At 56.9% G+C, this 17,693-nt stretch carries 14 protein-coding genes; 6 read left to right on the top strand and 8 right to left on the bottom strand.

The genetic code is table 11. The annotated features are described in order from the left end of the window. Nucleotides 1–140 precede the first annotated feature (140 nt). Nucleotides 141–845 carry a helix-turn-helix domain-containing protein gene (locus STH12_RS13080; protein WP_126167941.1) on the top strand — a complete coding sequence of 235 codons (705 nt, stop codon included), beginning with the start codon at nt 141–143 and terminating at the stop codon, nt 843–845. Beyond that, nucleotides 832–1,362, top strand: coding sequence for a hypothetical protein (locus STH12_RS13075; protein ID WP_126167940.1), 531 nt, complete (start codon nt 832–834; stop codon nt 1,360–1,362). The genes STH12_RS13080 and STH12_RS13075 overlap by 14 nt, the downstream gene beginning before the upstream one ends. A gap of 36 nt (nt 1,363–1,398) precedes the next feature. On the opposite strand, the gene STH12_RS13070 is transcribed toward STH12_RS13075, so the two are convergent. Then, nucleotides 1,399–1,917 carry a hypothetical protein gene (locus STH12_RS13070; RefSeq protein ID WP_126167939.1) on the bottom strand — a complete coding sequence of 173 codons (519 nt, stop codon included), beginning with the start codon at nt 1,915–1,917 and terminating at the stop codon, nt 1,399–1,401. A 9-nt stretch (nt 1,918–1,926) separates the two neighbouring features. After that, nucleotides 1,927–2,745 (bottom strand): cytochrome c3 family protein, encoded by an 819-nt coding sequence (locus STH12_RS13065; RefSeq protein ID WP_126167938.1) that lies wholly within the window; start codon nt 2,743–2,745, stop codon nt 1,927–1,929. 389 nt (nt 2,746–3,134) lie between these two features. Here STH12_RS13065 and STH12_RS13060 point away from each other — a divergent pair, with 389 nt between their 5' ends. The 3 genes from STH12_RS13060 (at nt 3,135) to STH12_RS13050 (ending at nt 5,903) form a co-directional block, all read left to right on the top strand. Beyond that, complete coding sequence (locus STH12_RS13060) at nt 3,135–3,896, top strand: winged helix-turn-helix domain-containing protein (RefSeq protein ID WP_126167937.1); 762 nt, start codon at nt 3,135–3,137, stop codon at nt 3,894–3,896. Beyond that, nucleotides 3,889–4,404 (top strand): hypothetical protein, encoded by a 516-nt coding sequence (locus STH12_RS13055; protein WP_126167936.1) that lies wholly within the window; start codon nt 3,889–3,891, stop codon nt 4,402–4,404. The genes STH12_RS13060 and STH12_RS13055 overlap by 8 nt, the downstream gene beginning before the upstream one ends. A 95-nt stretch (nt 4,405–4,499) precedes the next feature. Next, a complete protein-coding gene (locus STH12_RS13050; protein WP_126167935.1) occupies nt 4,500–5,903 on the top strand; it encodes a hypothetical protein in 1,404 nt (467 codons plus the stop codon). Here STH12_RS13050 and STH12_RS13045 read toward each other — a convergent pair. The 6 genes from STH12_RS13045 to STH12_RS13020 all read right to left on the bottom strand — a co-directional run bounded on the left by STH12_RS13045 (nt 5,893) and on the right by STH12_RS13020 (nt 15,652). Next, nucleotides 5,893–8,109 (bottom strand): PAS domain-containing protein, encoded by a 2,217-nt coding sequence (locus tag STH12_RS13045; protein ID WP_126167934.1) that lies wholly within the window; start codon nt 8,107–8,109, stop codon nt 5,893–5,895. The two genes, STH12_RS13050 and STH12_RS13045, sit on opposite strands and share 11 nt — an antisense overlap. An 83-nt stretch (nt 8,110–8,192) precedes the next feature. After that, nucleotides 8,193–8,822 carry a TatD family nuclease-associated radical SAM protein gene (locus STH12_RS13040; protein WP_126167933.1) on the bottom strand — a complete coding sequence of 210 codons (630 nt, stop codon included), beginning with the start codon at nt 8,820–8,822 and terminating at the stop codon, nt 8,193–8,195. 206 nt (nt 8,823–9,028) lie between these two features. Beyond that, on the bottom strand, nt 9,029–12,223 hold the full coding sequence (locus tag STH12_RS13035) for an efflux RND transporter permease subunit (protein WP_126167932.1): 3,195 nt from the start codon (nt 12,221–12,223) through the stop codon (nt 9,029–9,031). 2 nt (nt 12,224–12,225) lie between these two features. Continuing rightward, nucleotides 12,226–13,434, bottom strand: a complete 1,209-nt coding sequence (locus tag STH12_RS13030; protein ID WP_237158611.1) for an efflux RND transporter periplasmic adaptor subunit — start codon at nt 13,432–13,434, stop codon at nt 12,226–12,228. Nucleotides 13,435–13,661: 227 nt separating this feature from the next. Then, nucleotides 13,662–14,885, bottom strand: a complete 1,224-nt coding sequence (gene srmB / locus STH12_RS13025) for an ATP-dependent RNA helicase SrmB (RefSeq protein WP_126167930.1) — start codon at nt 14,883–14,885, stop codon at nt 13,662–13,664. A gap of 65 nt (nt 14,886–14,950) precedes the next feature. After that, the gene (locus STH12_RS13020) at nt 14,951–15,652 is read right to left on the bottom strand and encodes a tRNA1(Val) (adenine(37)-N6)-methyltransferase (RefSeq protein WP_126167929.1); all 702 of its coding nucleotides are present in this window, start codon (nt 15,650–15,652) and stop codon (nt 14,951–14,953) included. A gap of 549 nt (nt 15,653–16,201) precedes the next feature. Here STH12_RS13020 and brnQ point away from each other — a divergent pair. Beyond that, nucleotides 16,202–17,539, top strand: a complete 1,338-nt coding sequence (brnQ, locus tag STH12_RS13015; RefSeq protein ID WP_126167928.1) for a branched-chain amino acid transport system II carrier protein — start codon at nt 16,202–16,204, stop codon at nt 17,537–17,539. The last annotated feature ends 154 nt before the right edge of the window (nt 17,540–17,693 follow it).

The following is a 17,693-nucleotide window of genomic DNA, read 5'->3' as shown; positions in this document are numbered from 1 at the left end:
ACCTTTGTAAGTATTTGAATCAAAGGTAATCCGGCAGGGTTCACGTTTTTGGATGATATTTCCCTTTAGGCAGCCTGGATCACAACGCCGGGTTGCCGGTCCCTTTTATACTGCCGCCCCTTTTAACGGAAGGTGGCAGTATGCAAATAGGCCCGGCGCGGTTTTCTCCCCAAGCTTTGACACTCTCTTTTGCCGATGGACGCGAGCTGGCGTTATCGGCGGCTCAGGGTGCCTTACTGCTGATGCTGGGAAGCGAGCGTGGCCGGGTGGTGTCCCGCTCCAGTTTGCTCAGTGCCCTCAAACGGGTTGGCGTGGCCGAGCCCCGACTCGACAGTGAGATGCGAAGCCTGGGGGCGCTGATGGGCAAAGACTGGCCCCGGCTGCTGGAAGTAGTAGGCGATCAGGGCTTTATTCTGCATGCACGTCCACGGCCCGGGCGTTCGCTGTTTGGCCGCCCGTTGGGGGAGATGTCCAAACCTCTTTTCCTTGGATTGATGCTACTGATTGGTGCGGCGCTGGCGCTGATGCTGCTGGCGATGCCTTCACGGGTCACACCGCCTTTCAGCAAGCTTGAGCGGCTGACAGTTGCCAACGGGCAGCAGGTTGAGCTGCGCAGATTTGGCGAACCACATGCGCTTATCGGCGAGCTTACCAGCGTGCTGGAAGGCTGCAAACCGGCGGATTGGTCGGTGATTACCGTGTCGGTGGCGACCCAGGGTGAGCTGATGCATCTGGTGCTGGAGCAGCCCGGTGCACCGCCCCGGAATCTTAAGTTGCTTGGCAGCCAGGAGGCGATGCTGGCACTTGATATGAACGCGCTGAAGGAGGCCGGTGTCTGTGACTAATTCGCCATTCTGGAGCCGGGCCCTGCTGTGGGGCGTTGCGGTGGCGCTGCCGCTGCTGGGCTTGATGCTGATGCAGCTTTTGAGTCATCAGCGCAGTGATATAGAGCTTCACTGCGATTCCAGCATGTTTGTTGCCGGGCAAAGCGATGCTAAACGAGTGCTGCTGGATGTGCGCATTCGTGAGGGTCTTGCCGAGCTTGTGTACGGCATAGAGCGGGACGGCCGCGAGCTTGGTGCAGTGCGGCTCAGCGGTCAGCTGGTGGATTGGGCTCCGGCAAACCTCTGCTATCAGTTGTCCCTCGATAGGGGCCAGGTGCTGATGGATTTTACCCAAACCCAATTGCCGGAGCATTTGCAGCAGGTACTGCTGCTTGGCCGCGAGCCCTTGCTGCGTGGTCAGTCGCTGCCGGTGAATTTTAAGATGCTGGAGCAGAGTGGCACGCGGGCGCTGCTGGGGTTTGATGACAGCAACGCCCTGTGGAGCTGTGAGGTAAAAAAGCAGGGGCCCATGGGCTAGCGACCCCCGTTGTCGCATCACGGCGCGTGTAGCAGCTTAGGGTGCTTCTGCGACAAATTGCATGTCACTGCTGGCCTTGGCGCCGTGGAAGGTGATGGCCAGTCGATAACGGGACAGGGTGCCGTCGGGGGCGTCCTGGCTCCAATCCAGCCCCTGAGCCTGGAACAGATAACGGCCTTTGGTATTGCCTTCGGTCAGTACCCCTTCACAGTCGGCGGGCACGTCGCCGCACACAAAGCTCTGGGTCACGTGCCAGCGCTTCCACGCCTTGGCATTCCTCGAGGCCTTGCCTTCGGCGGGCAGACCAAAGTAAATCAGTTCGTACTGTTTGGCTTCGGTCACCGCCAGTCCGGCGCCATCTTTCAGCACAAACTCCACTTCACCGGTTAAGGGCTCAAAGCTGACCACTTCCAGGCTCAGCGCCTCGGCTTCATCTATGTGGACAGTGTCGGCCACCGGTGGCTCTGGTGGCTCAATGTCCGGGCTGTCGTTATCGCTGCCACAGGCGCCCAGCAATAAGGTGCCCAGCAGGGGATAGAGTAGTTTTGCGTTCATGGCGCCTCCTTAATTGAAGTGGCCGGTGTGACAGGTGGTGCACTCCATGTCTGTCTTGACGCTGGCGGCCGGGCCCATGGTCTCTGTGGTGCCGTGGCAGGTCTGGCAGCGCTGGGCTTCATCGGAAGGCTTGGCTTCAGGGGTACCGGCAATAACTTCACCCTTGTGGGCGCGGTTAAGGAGTTCAACCAGATGGTAGGCCATGGAGGCCGACAGACGGTAACAGCGCTCGCCTTTCTGACTGAAGGTTTTGCCGGATGCCTTGGACCAGTTACTGATGGAGGAGTGACACAGCACGCTGTTAGCGATGGAGGAGCTGCCAACCAGGGCGGTTTTCTCGGCGGTGGAGCCAATACCAGCAATAAACTCAGGCGTTTCCAGCGGCAGCATGGTGTTTTCATACCAGCGGAAGGCGGCGCCAATCACGGCGGCGTTCTGGCCGTTGATGTCATCGAGCAGGTTGACCAGCATACCGATGGCGTTGAGGTTGCCACAGAGGGTGCCTTGTCCCACCACCCCGGCAAAACCGTATCCGGCCAGTGCGGTTGGAATGCTCTTGAACTTGTCTGCATCCACACTGGCCGAGGCGGCCAGCATGGTTACTGTGGCGTGGAATACCTGATGCATACAGCCGCCGCCGGTTTCATAGGCCAGTTTGGCGGTGGCCATGGGGTCCAGAGGTACATACTTAAGCTTTTCACCCAGCGCCAGCTGATAGTTGCCGTTTTCATCTGTGGCGGCCATCAGCGAAGTGCTGACCAGACCAAGGCCAGCTGCGCTGCCGAGGCCGATGATTTGTCCGAGCGCCTGTCGTCTGTCGATTTTCATATAGTTATTCCTCTTAGTGTGATGCCAGGGCCAAGTGGCCATGGAGCCAGTATGGCGGCCAGTAAAACGAAGACTGTGATTTATCCCCCTTGAACCCGGGGGCGGAACCGACGGTTTTTGGATAGGCGTTTTCGAACGATATGCGTTATGGCAACAGGGAAATAAGGGCGATAATCGCGTCAGATCGCGCTATTTGTAATATTCATGTGAATTCATCCACCTTCATGACGCTTCAACGCTGGACTGAAGCAGATTCAACATCCTGTGCGGATTCACAATTTTCAAAGATACCTCCTTCGAGGCAAAGAAAGACCGCGCCTTAATCCAGATCACAGTTGATTTGTGCCCGTTCCGTTACAATTGCCCCGTGCAACTGTTGAGGGTTTGGAATGCAATTGGGTGAATGCTGGTTTGATGACGCCAGGGGGGAGCTGACCAACAGCGCCTCCGGCGACGTATGGCATTTGCCCCGCGCCGAATTGCAGGTGCTGAGGTTGTTGGTGCGTCATCCCGACGAAGTGGTTTCCAAATCGGATTTACGCCGCGGCGATGAAGCCCATGACGACTTGAGCGACTCGTCCGTTGCCCGGGCGGTATTTATGATCCGCTCCTTTATCGGTCCCGGCAGCGAGCTGTTGATTGAAACCGTGAAGGGCCAGGGCTATATGCTGCGCCAGCAGGTTGTGCCCCAGGCTGCCCCCCACCAAAGCTGCCAAATTCGCCTTGGCCGCCGCTTCAGTGTAATGCCGGTGTGGCTGCTGGCCCTGCTGATGCTGCTTGCCATCAGCGCCAGTATTTACTACGCCTACCGGGTCGGCGAGCTGGCGCCGACCGCGCCGCTGCGAGTGCAAACCCTGACTCAGGCCGACGGCCAGTTGGTGAAATTGGTGCTCTATGCCCATTCCCGCAGCAACAATACGCTGCTACTGGATAAGGCCGCTATCATCGCCGGTGCCCTTGGTGATTGCCGCAAGTCGCGCTGGCGCGACGTGTTTGTGTCGTTAAGTCACGACTCAAGGGTGCTCAATATCACCATGCGTGGCGATTATCTCGGTCAGGCGGTGGTGAGAAACCTTAAAGTCAGCGATGGTCGTGAGCCCAGAGCCTTTATCAGCCCCGAGTGGCTGAAGGAGGTCGACATCTGTGACTAGGCCCTGGATTTGGGGGATTAACCTCAGTATTTTACTGCTGCTGATGCTGGCGCTCGGTACTATCTATTCGCTCACCCGCGGCGCAGAAACCACCTTGCTGAATTGCTCATCAGAACTCTATGAGCCGGGGGATGGCGGCAAGGCGCGTCAGTACCTGCTGGTGGATCTGGTGACCAAGGGCAAGCGGGCGCAGATGCATTACCGTTACTTCAACCTCGATGGCACCCAGGCGGGCAGCATCAGCATGGAGGGGAAACTCAATACTTCCCCCGGCGCCGGTAACCGCTACAACATCGCCATCCACAGCAAGGAAGAAAAGCCCGGCAAGGACGGCTCGCCAGTGCCCATGCACATGAGCTATGTTTCCTATGTCAGCGGCCTGAATCTGTCCGGCAAAGGCTTACATGAGCTGGAGCTGGAAATCCTCGAGCTGGATACTGCCCGCGACTACGCTATTGTGCTGTTTCAGCCGAGCAATACTGTCTGTGGTTGCCGGTTGATCCATTAACGCTGTCTTGGCACACTGAAGGGGAAGGCTAAGCTTATGCCTTCAATCACTTTTTTAAATCCGCTTTCTCTCTTTCCAACCCCTTCGGGAGGCTTGTGGCCAACGTTCAGTTAAAACAGGAAGACGCGCTTTCGGTTAAATTTTCCCATCAGCTCGGCACGGGCGATGCCTGCCGGTTGGATCTCTATTTTGCCCTGCCCAAAGAAATGGGCATTGGCCCCGAGAGCCTGGATGAAGAGGAATACTTCCACAGCGCCATTGTGGGGCGGCGGGCTTACTATTCCGACGGCCTGCATCTGCCGTTGGTGCAAAGCCGTTTTATCAGCCTCAACAAGCGCACTATGGAAGAGTTCAGGCTCTATCTGAACCTGTTTGCCTATCAGTTTGCGGTGGCGATGGAGAATGACACCAAGGAGCTGCTGCAACTGAAAACGGCGGAGGAATTCTTTCCTGCGCTGTCGGAGCTTGGCGAGCAGGTGGTGGGGATCTTGAAAAAATTCCGCCGCAGCGAGCCCACCGAGCCCAAGTGGAAGCCCTGGTTTGAACACGCCGACAACTATTTATCCTGGCACTGCGAGCAAAAGCTGTTGCAGCTGTTGATGCATGCCCCTGAGTTGCCGGCGGAGGAAGCTGAAAGCTTTGAGATGGTGCGCGAATCGACGCTGGCACTGTGTCGCAGTGAATCAGAGTATCGCGACTCCAGGCGCTACAACTCAGAAAAAACCAAGTCAGATCATAACCGTATCTCCAATAAGATGTTGCTGCTCAGGCGGCTTATCCAGCAAGGGGTGGTACTGAAAGAAGAGCTGAAACCCCTCGGTGTTGGCCTGAAAAAGTTTGTCACTGGCCTTGCCACCGGTTTGGTGATGTTGGTGGTGTCGGCGCTTATCATCAAGGCTCAGGGGGTATTCAGCGGCCTGACCATGAGTCTGCTGTTTACCCTGGCGGTGATTTACGGTTTTCGCGAGATTTTTAAAGAAGATATCCGCAACGTCATGTGGCGGGCCATTCAGCGCGGCCGCCCGCGCTGGAGCCGATTGCTGCGGGACACTTCCAGCCAAAAAGTCATTGCCCGCCAGCAGGTGTGGCTCGACTTTATGCGCAGTAAAGACCTGCCGACGGCGGTGACGGAAATCCTCAGCCGCCGTCACCAGCAAAACCGCATCGAGGCGGAATACCTGCATTACGGCATTTCCACCCGGGTAAACGATGAAGACTTTTTGGCGGGGTACGACACCCTGTCGGAGCAGGTGTCATTCAGTCTGGTGCCCTTTGTGCGCTATCTGGAGCGCGGCAAGGTGAGGGTGTTTCGCGAGCAGGAAGGCAATATCAGCGCCGAGACCGCCGAGCGCCGTTATCAAATCAACGTGGTGTTGGTGTACCGCGAGGGGCGCAAACCGCCCCGTTATGCCAGATACAAGATCACCTTAAACCGCTCCGGGATCATCAGTGTGAGTGAGAAATCCCTGCCGGAGCAGCTGTTGGGTGTCAGCGGGTAAAGGCCTGGCAAATCTTCTGATCGCCGGTTTGTTTGGCCCGCTTAAGGGCGATTTCGGCGTGGCTGATGTAGGCTTCCAAATCCTGACCGTCCTGATACGCGGCAATACCGATGGAAATCCCTTCGCCCAGGCCATGGGTGTTGAGTTCACCCAGCACATCCATAGCGTATTTGTGAGCCTCGTTGTTGCCGGTGGATGGCAGAATGATCACCAGTTTACCCAGTTGCCAGTGGGAGATCTGGAAGTTTGATGGCAGCTCTTTGAGCAGCAACATTTCCACTTCCTGCTGGCGCTTCTCCAGCTGGCCGATATCGCTCATATGGCTCAGCATTCCCGATGGGCTGATGTCCATCAGCATTAGGCAGGAATCACTCCGGCTGGATTCGCCCAGGGCTTCGAAGTAGCGCTGCAAATCTTCAATATTGGCCAGAATGGTGCTGCGATTGGGGATAAGGTGGCCGTTGTCTTTGCCACGGCGACTGGCGGCCTGCTCCAGGGTACACACCAGATATTCCACATCCCCTTCGTCATCGAGATGACCTTTGAGCGTGGCTTGCAAACAGGTGGAGGCATTGTTGGTGCAAAGGATTTGCCCTTGCCAGCTGCCCTGCATGGCCACCATCTGGCTGATGCGCGGCCACTGGTTGCCCAAATCGTTTTCCAGAATATCCGCCAGATTGCCACTGATGGGCTCGGCAATATCCAGCAGTTGCTCAAAGGCGCTGTTGTACTTGAGCAGGGTGCCATCGGCGCGGGTGAGGGCGGTGGCCACAGCGCTGTCGGCCAGCAGGCGATGCAGGGATTCCTGCTTGCGGCTTTGGGCCAGCTCACTGATGTCGGTCAGGCCCACCAGGAAGTAGCGCTGACGGTCGCGATTGGCGCGGGTATAGCGGATTTGCACGGTCAGCAGTGCATCCGGGGTATTGTCCAGACTCATCTCACCGCGCCATTCGCCCTTGTTCTGGGCGGTTTGAATGATGCGGGCGTAGGTGTCGTCGTCGAGCTGCAAACAGCGCTGCAAACTGCGGTCGGTAAGCTGATCGGCCGCCAGCGCCAGCAGCATACCGGCGGTAGGGTTGGCACTCAGTACCCGGCCCTTGTCGTTCACCAGCAGCATGCCTTCATCGCCACTGAACAAGTCTGCCGCCAGTTGAATACTGTTGTGGCGGGCGCGCTGCTCGAGACGATACAGGTGAGTGAGCACCACAGCCGCCGAGGCCAGCAGGGTGAGAATTACCGCGCCAACAATCAGAATGGTTTGCCAGCGGGCAAAGCGAGAGGCGATATCATCGTTGCGGATGTAGGACACCAAAAAGTATTCGCGGCGGGTTTCGTATTGGGTGGTCAAATCCACCTTGAGATACACGAAGGTGGCATCGTCGCCGTGGAACTGGCCGAAGTTGCTCATGGCCATTTGCCGCCACAGTGCCGGATAGCTCTGACGCAGGCTGGCGTTGAGGGATTCGGGCAGCCTTGGCAGCGGATTATCACTGGCACCGGCGTACATCAGGCCCTGGGTGTCGAACATCATCATCGGCGATTGGCCGGAACTGATGGCCGGTTTCACCAGCTCCAGGGTGCGCAGCATGGAGTTGTAGGTGACCAGATAGCCGCGCACTGTCTGATCCGGGTTTTCGAGCCAGGCCAACTGGTACATGTAGGGCTCGAGGCCGCCATTGATGGACAAAAACTCCATCGGCGAGCTGTAAATCTCATTGCCGCCCATATTGCGGGCACCGCCCAGCAGCGAGGGGGGCAGGGTTTGGGTGCCAAACTGGTTGGTGGAGGCAAACATAAACTCGCCCCGGGCATCAAACAGAGCTATCCCCATCAGCTCCGGCATGTTTTTCTGCAAGCTTGTCCACTGACTCAACAGCTTTTCTTTAATGGCCTCATCGCCGCTTTCCATGTATTGGCGCAGCAATTCGCCGCGGGCGAAGGTTTGGGTGCGAAACTGCTGAAAGGTCACCTTGTCGGCAATCATGGTGCCCACGGTTTGTAGTTCGCTGTATCTCTGGGTGGCCCATTCTTCCTGTAAGCGCCGCTCACCCAGGGTGATAATCACATTGGTTACCAGCACCACGCTAATCACCAACATGGCCAGCTGGCTGGCGATGGCCAGCATCCGCTGATGGGACCAGCGTACGCCCTGAGCGTCGGTCAGCAGTGAGGTCAGAGGTGAGAGTCCGGTGTTGGGTTTGAGCATGCCAAATCAGGTTGGGTCAAAAGTGGACAACATGTTAACACGAATCCCCGACCAATGAAGAGAGCATTCAAGGAGCTGCGGCATCAGCCCATGATGTCGAGCTTGCGATGCTTGAAGCGGCAACCTGCAGCCTCCACCAGGGCGCGGCAGGCATCAATATCCACGCCTTCCAGGCCCTCGATGGCTGACACTTCCACCCGCGCTATGTATTTGGGTGCCTCTTTTATAAAGGCATTGACCGCGGCAAAGGAGCCCTTGAGTTTGGGTTGGCAGTGACGCAGATAGGTGTCTTCGTCCTGGGCATTGAGGGAGACCGACAGGGCATCCACGCAGCTCGCCAGTTCAGGCAGGATATTGCGCTTATGGAACAGGTTGCCAAGGCCATCGGTGTTCACCCTGACCTTGCCGCCACGGGCTTTGATTTCCCGGGCAACCCCCAGCAGAGTTGCCAGATTTAAGGTGGGTTCGCCGTAGCCACAAAAAACATATTCATCGAACTGACTCACATCGCCAAGCAGGGGCAAAAAGTCTGCGGTGGTCGGCTGGCTGCTCAGGGCAAGCTGATACTGATGAATTTGCTTGCTGCCCTGCTGCTTGGGGCAAAAGGCGCAGCGCAGGGTGCAGCGGCCGGTGATGTTGAGATAACGGCTTTGACGGATATCGTAAACCAGCGTGGGCTGGGTCTGTTCGCTGATGGTGGTGTCTGTGTGCATGGAACTGCAGTGCCTGGGGCACGTCCTTACTCAGGATGGATGGCGGCAGTCTAACAAAGGGATGCGCCGGAAAATGTCTGCGGGATCAAAAAGGGAGAGCCTGTGCTCTCCCTTTTCCTGTTCTGGCGTCGGTATCATGGTGATAGCCGCGCGCCTGAATTACTGCCTGTGCCTCGCACCTTGTGCCTGCAGTGCCTCAGCGCTTGTCACAATGCGTCATGCTTCCCCGGCATATCGCTGTGGCCTGAGCTTGGGCTCATGTGCGCAGCTTCATGGGCGTGCTCCTGGCTTGCCGGGCGCCACCACCAGTTAAAGAAACGGCGCCACAGTTTGCTGAAATCAGCCAGAATGACGTACAGCAGCGGCACCAGGATCAGGGTCACCACGGTGGAGAACAAAATCCCGAATGCCAGCGAGGTGGCCATGGGGATCACAATCTGCGCCTGCAGGCTGCGCTCCAGAATAATCGGCACCAGACCGAAGAAGGTGGTAAGCGAGGTCAGGATAATCGCCCGGAAGCGGAAACAACCTGCATTCACTGCCGCATCTTTTATCGAGTAACCCTGCGCCCTGGCGCGGTTAACAAAGTCCACCAAAATCAGCGAGTCGTTCACCACTACCCCGGCAAGGGCGATGATGCCGCACAGGCTCAATACGCTCAGCGACAGCCCCAGTATCAGGTGGCCAATGATGGCGCCAATCATACCGAAGGGAATAACCGACATGATGATAAGCGGCTGGCTGTAGGATTTAAGCGGAATCGCCATCAGCGCATAGATGGTAAAGAGCGCGAAGAACAGCCCCTGCAGCAGGCTGAACATGGCGCTGGCTTCTTCCTGACTCTGGCCATCGAGCGCACTGGATATATGGGGGTACTTGCGCTTGAGCTGCGGCATAAAGTCTTTTTCAATCTCTGCCACCACTTTGCCGGGCTCAACCTTGTCTTTGTTGGCGGCGGCGGTGATGCTGATGGCGCGGCGACCGTCCACCCGGGTGATGGCGGAGTAGGAATCGCCCACTTCAAAATCGGCCACGGTGGCGAAGGGCACGGCATTGCCATCCGGGGTGCGGATCAGCATGTTTTCCAAATGCCCGAGGGTGCGGCGCTGCTCCAGTGGGTAGCGCACCATCACCTTCACTTCTTCTTTGTTGCGCAGGATTCGCTGGGCCTCATAGCCGTAGAAGCCGTAACGCACCTGACGCGCCAGATCCGACAGGGTCAGCCCCAGTGCCTCGGCTTCGGGGCGGATCTTCAGGCGAATTTCATGGCTGCCGGAGGAGTAGTTATCGGCAATGTCGTACAGCCCCTCGTAGGTACCAAGCTTGGCTTTAAGCTCCTTGGCGGCCAGCGCCAGTTGCTCAAGGTCGCTTGACTGCAGGCGGAAGGCCACATCGGCGCCGCCATCCCCGGTAGTGGCGTTCATCGACAGTTTTTTCACCCCGACCATTTCCGGCACCGCATCACGCCAGGCTTCGGTAATGGCATTTCCGTCCAGCTCGCGATCTTCACCCTTGGTCAGCTCGGTGAAAATAAAGGCGCTGGTGCGGGAGTTGAGGGCAAAAAAGCTGTGCTTGACCACAGGTTCACCGTACTTTTGCTCCATCTCACCGTTCATGCGGTACAGAGCATCTTCGATATCCTGCAGTGCCTTGAGGGTGGTTTCTTCCGAGGTGCCTTCTTCCATTTCCAGCTGTACCTGGACGAAATCCGACGGAATGCTGGGGAAGAACACCCAGCGCACCATGCCGCTGCCCACTAGGGCAATCGACAGGAACAAGACGCCAATAAAGCCCGCCAGCCAGCTGTATCTGTGGTAGATGGCGCGCTCAAGGAAGCCTTTGTAGCTGTGATGGATAAAGTGGGCCACTCGTTCGTTGAATCTTTGCTTCATCAGTCCCAGGCGGCTGGTGGGTGCCTTGGTGCTGACTTTCATATGGCCAAGGTGAGCCGGCAGAATGAGTTTGGATTCCACCAAAGAGAAAGCAAGACAGAGGATGACCACCATGCCGATGGATTTCCAGATGATGCCCATGGGGCCATCCACCATCAGCATAGGGATAAAGGCGGCAATGGTGGTCAACACCCCGAAGGTGGCGGGCATGGCCACCTTTTGGGCGCCGCGAATGACGTTATCCATGCTGTGGCCGTGGCGCTCCACCTCGGTGTGCACGCTCTCGCCAATCACAATGGCGTCGTCCACCAATATCCCCAACACCAAAATAAAGGCGAATAGGGTGAGCATATTGATGGTCAGCCCGAAGGGTTCCAGCGGCATCACCAACACAGTGCCGAGGAAGCACACCGGGATCCCGACCATAACCCAGAAGGCGAGTTTGAGGTCGAGGAACAAGGCCAGAATTACAAATACCAATGCGGCGCCCATCAGCATGTTCGACAACATCATGTTGAGGCGACCGTTGAGGTAGTGGGTCAAATCGCCCCAGTAGTCGAGCTCGGCGCCGGCCGGCAGGGTGAGTTTGCGCTCACCAAGGTAAGATTTCACGTCTTCGGCAATGGCAACGGCGTCCTGGCCTTTCAGGCTCAGCACTTCCACTATCACTGCGGGTTTGCCGTTAAAGCGGGTGTATTCGAGCCGCTCTTCGAAGTCATCCTTGATGGCCGCCACATCGCTCAACATTACCCGGCTGCCGTCCAAGCCGGTGGCCACCACTATGCTGGAGAAGTCATCGCCTGTGTAGGCCTGGCCCTTGGTGCGCAGCAAAATATCACCGTCTTTGGCGCGAATGGCACCGCCGGGCAGATCCAGTGAGGAGTTTTGCACCGCCATGGCCACCTGGGTGAAGGTAAGGCCGTATTCCCGCAGCTTATCTTCAGACACCTCGATGCCGATTTCATAATCCCTGGCACCAGCCACCTGAGCGCGGGTCACCGAAGGCAGCGCCGCCACTTCATCACGGATGTTTTTGGCCAGCTCCTTCATTTCGTGGGGATTGAGATCGCCGTACACCGACAGCCAGATCACATTGTTTTCAGGCTTTCGTTGATAAATGTTGGGCTTTTCAATGTTAGCCGGGAAGGTGGAAATCGCATCGATACGCAGCTTGGCTTCATCGAGTACGGTTTTGGGATCCACCCCGTCTTCAACTTCCACGGTGATGTTGCCAAAACCATCGCTGGCGACCGACGTCACCTTCTTGATGCCGGTAACATCCTGAATCGCTTCTTCGATTTTGATGTTGATCCCTTCTTCGATTTCCTGCGGCGCCGCGCCCGGATAGGCCACGGATATTTGCAGCAGGTTCATCTCGAAGCTGGGGAAAATTTCTTTATTGATGATTTGGGTGCTGAACAGACCGCCAATCAGCAGCACTATCATCAGCAGGTTTGCCGCCACACTGTTGCGGGCAAACCATGCAATTATGCCTTTGTGGGTGTCCATGGTTACTTGTCCCCTGCCTGCGCCAGACGCTCATCGGAAGGCGCTGTGTCGTCCTTGCTGCTGTCAGGTTTGTCTTCGCCCTGGATTTTCACCATCTGGCCACTGCCCATGTTGCCGATATTGGTAATGGATACACGCTCGCCGTTTTTCAGGCTGTCTTTGATGAAGGCATGCTCCACATCGGTGCGCACAACTTTGACTTCACGCAGTTCCAGGGTGTTGTCGGGAAGTACCACAGGCACTTTACTGTCGCGCACTATGTAGCGGGGCAGTTTAACAATGCCATCGACGGTGCGGCCCTTGATGATGGCATTCACGAAGGTACCAAACTTAAGTGGCAGTTCGCCGGTGCTCTTGTGCAGGCGCAGATAAGGGTCTTTCACCTCGGCAACCAGATACACCATGCGGTTGCTCTGATCTATAACGCCTTCGCTGCGCACGATTTCGCCCTGCCATACCACGTCACGACCAGCCAGGGTGGCGCTTAAGGTGACTTGGGTGTCGGGGTTATCGACCGATTCAAGGTAGGCCAAATCGGCATTGGTAATCGGCAGGCGAATTTCGGCAACGCCGGTGTCGTAAAGCTCACCAAGCTTAGTGCCAAGGGTGACATACTGGCCCAGATCCACGCTGCGTGCCTTGACGATACCGTCGAAGGGGGCGCGGATCACGGTGCGTTCCAGGTTACGTTTGGCGCGGGCAAGTGCTGCCTCGGCATATTTCACGTTGGCCTGTTCTTTTTTCAGCTGAGGGATACGCAGACCAAGCTCTGGTGGCACGCCTTTGTCGTACCCCTTGAACTCGATCTTGGCCACTTCGCCGCGGGCAATCTCTTCATTCAGCGCTGCTGTGGCCTGAGCCAGACTGGCTTCTGCCTGCATCAAATCGGCTTGATAATCTGAAGGCTCAATCACCGCCAGCTCATCGCCTTTTTTCACCACACCACCGGAGACAAAGTTTGCCGACACGCTCAGCAGGCGTCCCTGTACTTCGGCGACCAGTTGGGTCTTGTGTTTGGGGGCAACCACACCGTAGGAAGGCAGGTTGAGAGAGACGGTTTCCTGATGGACTTCAGTCACTTCAATTAACGGCAGTGGCAGCTCGTCGGCTTTCTGCTCGGGCGCTTCCTTCATGCCGAGCAATACCACGGCGGCAAATATAAACAGGAAGAGGATGATGATAGGGAGGGTTCTTCTTAACAGTGTACTCATAGCGGCCCGCTTATCCATTTTCAGGTAACGGTGCCTAAGTTACCAAATGCGGCTTGCTATACCAATCAGTTTTTGTAAAGGAAATGTATCTGATTTTGTTCCGCTAATAGGCGTTTGAGTGCTGCCAAGTCCTTGGCAAGCCTTTGATATTTGGTTGGGGCTGAATAAATGCTGCGCAAAAAGAAAGGGAGCCTGTGGGCTCCCTTAACAACAAGTTACAAAAGTGGTTATTTTTTAGCGGATTTTTTGGGCTTCTTGGCCTTGCCGTCTTTGGCTTTGACCTTCTTCTTGCCCGGTACCTTGGCTTCTTTGTGCTTGGGGCGCAGGCCTTCGATTACCCGACGCTTGAGCGACTGCTCGGTGTAGCGCTCAATCTTCCCCAGAATACGCATATCGTGGGCTTCAACCAGCGAGATGGCCGTGCCCTTGGCACCGGCACGACCGGTACGGCCAATACGGTGCACATAGGTATCGGCCGAGCGTGGCATGTCGAAGTTAATCACATGGCTGATATCGTCGATATCGATACCACGGGCGGCCACATCGGTGGCCAGCAGCACGTTCACTTCACCCTTGGTAAAGCGGCCCAGTGCCTGGAAGCGTTTCTTCTGATCCATGTCACCGCGCATAAAGGCGCAGGCAATGCCTTCCTGTTGCAACATGCCATCGAGGCTGGCAACCACTTCGCGGGTCTTACAGAACACAATGGCGCGGGTCACGTCTTCCTGCTTGAGCAGGTGACATAGCAGCGCGAACTTGTGGTTCTTGTCATCGGCAAGGTGGATCCACTGGTGGATTTTGGCCTTTTCGCTGCGTGGTGGCTCGGATTCCACAAACACAGGATCGTTCAGCAGTTCGCGGGCAAAAGCACCTACACCGCCGCCTTCGAGGGTGGCAGAGAACAGCAGGGCTTGCTTGCGGCCCTGAGCTTCAACAGCCAGGGTTTTCACCACATCGCCAAAGCCCATGTCCAGCATGCGGTCGGCTTCATCAATCACCAGGGTTTCAACCAGCTCGGCGCTGAACAGTCCCTTGTCGAGGTACTCGAGCAAGCGGCCTGGGGTGGCAACCAGAATGTCCACGTTTTGTTTCAGCATGGCTTCCTGGGGCTGGTAAGGCACACCGCCGGTGATGATCTTGATATCCAGCTCGAGGTCGGTGGCCAGATGGCAGGCGTAGCGATGCACCTGGCTTGCCAGTTCCCGGGTGGGGGTAAGGATAAGCACCCGCGCCTGACCGGGACGGCGGCGAGGGAAATCAATCAGGTGCTGCAGCGCAGGCAGCAGGAAGCTGGCGGTTTTACCTGTGCCGGTAGGGGCACGCGCCAGAATGTCCCTGGCTTCCATCGCAAGAGGGACTGTCATGCGTTGAATGGTGGTGGGGGACGTATGCCCCATGGCTTTCAGCGACTCCAGCAGGGCGGGGTCTAATTGGAAATCTTCAAATTGCATGGCGGCGTTCCTACGAAATCAGGCGCGGTATTATAGGCGCTTTGTTGGCGCTTCGATACCTTGTCTTACAGTTTCAGGTAAAAGTCTCTGGTGAGCTCAGTCATGGCCTGGGTGTAATGGCCTTGAATGTCACGGATTGCCAGCTGGGTTTCTGTGGGCTGGCAAGGTATTTTCGATATCGCTATCAATAGCCTGCGCGGCGGTTTCCCCTCAACGGTACTGACGGCCACCCGGCGGCTGACATAAAGCTCAGCGTGAGTGAGTGCTTGCAAAAAAGCCGCTTCGCTCTCGGTAGGCAGGATAACACTGGCAACGCCATTTTCGCTAAGGTGTGTTGCAAACAGCTGACACAGCGCAGTAAAACTCAGGCTGCCTGTGTGCCTTGCCTGGGCGCGGCCGGGCTTGTCGCTGAGTGGACCTGTCTCAAAATAGGGCGGGTTACACAAAATGTGAGTAAACACTTCGCCGCTAAGCGCTGTGGACGAAGTGGCATCGGCTTCAATCAAGCAAAGCCTGTCGGCCCAGGGGCTGGCGGCAAAGTTGTGGCGGCAGGCGTTGGCCGCGGCTGTGTCGATTTCGACGGCGGTAATGCTGGCATCAGAGCGCTGGGCAGCCATCAACGACAGCAAACCGCTGCCGGCACCGAGATCCAGTACTGAGTCGGCGCCGTCAAGGTCGGCCCAGGCCCCCAAAAGCACACCGTCGGTGCTCACCGGCATGCCGCAGCCCTCATCGTCGATATGAAATGCCTTGAAGCTGAACCCCATCGTTTGATTGCCCTTGTTGGTTGTCTGTTATCTGTGGTCGCCATTATCACTTGGGGCCAATATGCCTTCAGTGCCCGCGGCTGCGCATTGCCGGGCATAGTAGCAGAGCCCTTGTCCAATTGCCGGAAAATCCCAGTTCTACCTGTGAGCCCTGGTTTAGTTCTGGTCTTACCTCTAGGCGTTAAAGGTTAGGGGGATGTGACGCGCCAAGGCCCACAAACGGGCAGCTTTGTGATCCCGGGCAACATCGCGTTAGCCCCGATGTTGCATCCGCGCGCTTTTTTAGCGGATGAACGGCCGTTTCCTTGCGCTCGGGCGATGGCTTTGATAATAGTCTCTGTCCTTCCCGGGGCTTTTTACACGACTTCGGGCCCCTCGGCGGCGATTTTTAGCAAAACTTGCCTCGGGGCTGCGGTTTTTTTGGGCAGTTCACGCCAAATTTACCCATTTTTTCCTGTAAGCATGGCTTTACAAGTCCGATTGCGTCGATGCAAGCCGGTAGCCAAGCGCGGGATAATCACTTAAGTTTGTTAACAAAACACTAATAAGATGGGGCTTCTTGTGCAAAACAAGCAGATGAGTTTCTCAGACACCCTGAGTCTGGGATTTATGACCTTTGCGTTCTTTTTGGGGGCTGGCAACCTGATATTCCCGCCGTTTGCGGGCATGCTTGCCGGAGAAAACATGCCACTGGCGATGATGGGCTTCCTGGTGACGGCCGTGGGTATGCCGCTGGTGGGCCTGATTGCTGTGGCCAAAACCCAGGGTAAGGTTATGGCCTACCTGCCTGCGGTGGCTGCCACTGCGCTGGCGGTGGCTATCTATATCATTATCGGCCCTGCCTTTGCAGCGCCCCGCACCGGCCTGGTGGCGTTTGAGATTGGTGCCAAGCCCTTTCTTGGCGATACCAGCGCCGTGTGGATGCTGGGCAGTGTGAGCCTGAATGTGGCTCAGTTGCTGTTCACCCTCGGCTTTTTCACAGTAACCATGCTGCTGGCGCTGTTCCCCGGCAAGCTGATGGACAGCGTGGGTAAGGTTCTGACGCCGGTGCTGATGGTACTGCTGGTGGCGCTGGCCGTGTCGGTTATCCTGCTGCCCGGCGGTGAAACCGCTGCCCCTCAGGGTGATTACGCCGCAAGCCCACTGATCAAAGGGGTGATTGAAGGCTACAACACCATGGATACCCTGGCCTCGCTGATGTTCGGTATGCTGATTATCGACCTGCTGCGTAAAAAAGGGGTGGACGATCCCAAGGCACAGACCCATGCGCTGGTGCGCGCTGCCATTATCGCTGCATCAGGCCTGGCGTTTGTGTATATCTCGCTGTTTTTCCTCGGGGCCACTGCCGGTGATATCGCCGTTGGCGCCGACAATGGCGGCCAGATCCTGACCCGTTATGTTGACCGCGAATTCGGTACCCTCGGCGCCGCCATGCTGGCGACTGTGGTATCGCTGGCCTGTCTGACTACGGCGGTTGGCCTGGTGAGTGCCTGCTCCGATTACTTCAACGAGCTGTTTCCGCGCATCAAGTATCGCCAGTTTGTGATCCTGTTCTCCGCCATTTGTGCCTTGGTGGCCAACGTGGGGCTGGCGCAGCTTATCAGCATCAGTATTCCTGTGCTGGTGAGCATCTATCCTGTGGTGATTGCGCTGGTGGCGGTGACCTTCCTGACCGAGCGCATGCCAAACCCTGTGCTGGGCCACAGACTGGTGCTGGCGGTGGCGCTGCTGTTTGGTGCCATCGATGGCCTGAAAGCCGCCGGTGTTGATATGAGTCTGGTGGACTTTATGCCACTGTACGCCGAGGGTATGGCCTGGTTGTTGCCAACTGTGGTGACCATGGTAATCTGCCTCTTTATCGGTAATCGTCAGGCCGAGGCGGCTTAACCGACATAGATTCAGACAAAGCCGGGCCTGCCCGGCTTTTTTGTTGTTTTGAGAGGCTTCTTGCTTGCCTCAGTGATGGAGTGTGACTTGAGCGCCAACGCTGCCCCCAAATCTTCCAGCAGGAACTCCCGTAGCGGCAGATCCCGTGGTGATA

Origin of the sequence: Shewanella khirikhana (assembly GCF_003957745.1) — a bacterium.
Classification (GTDB): Bacteria; Pseudomonadota; Gammaproteobacteria; order Enterobacterales; family Shewanellaceae; genus Shewanella; species Shewanella khirikhana.
This window is presented reverse-complemented; position numbering and strand designations above follow the sequence as displayed.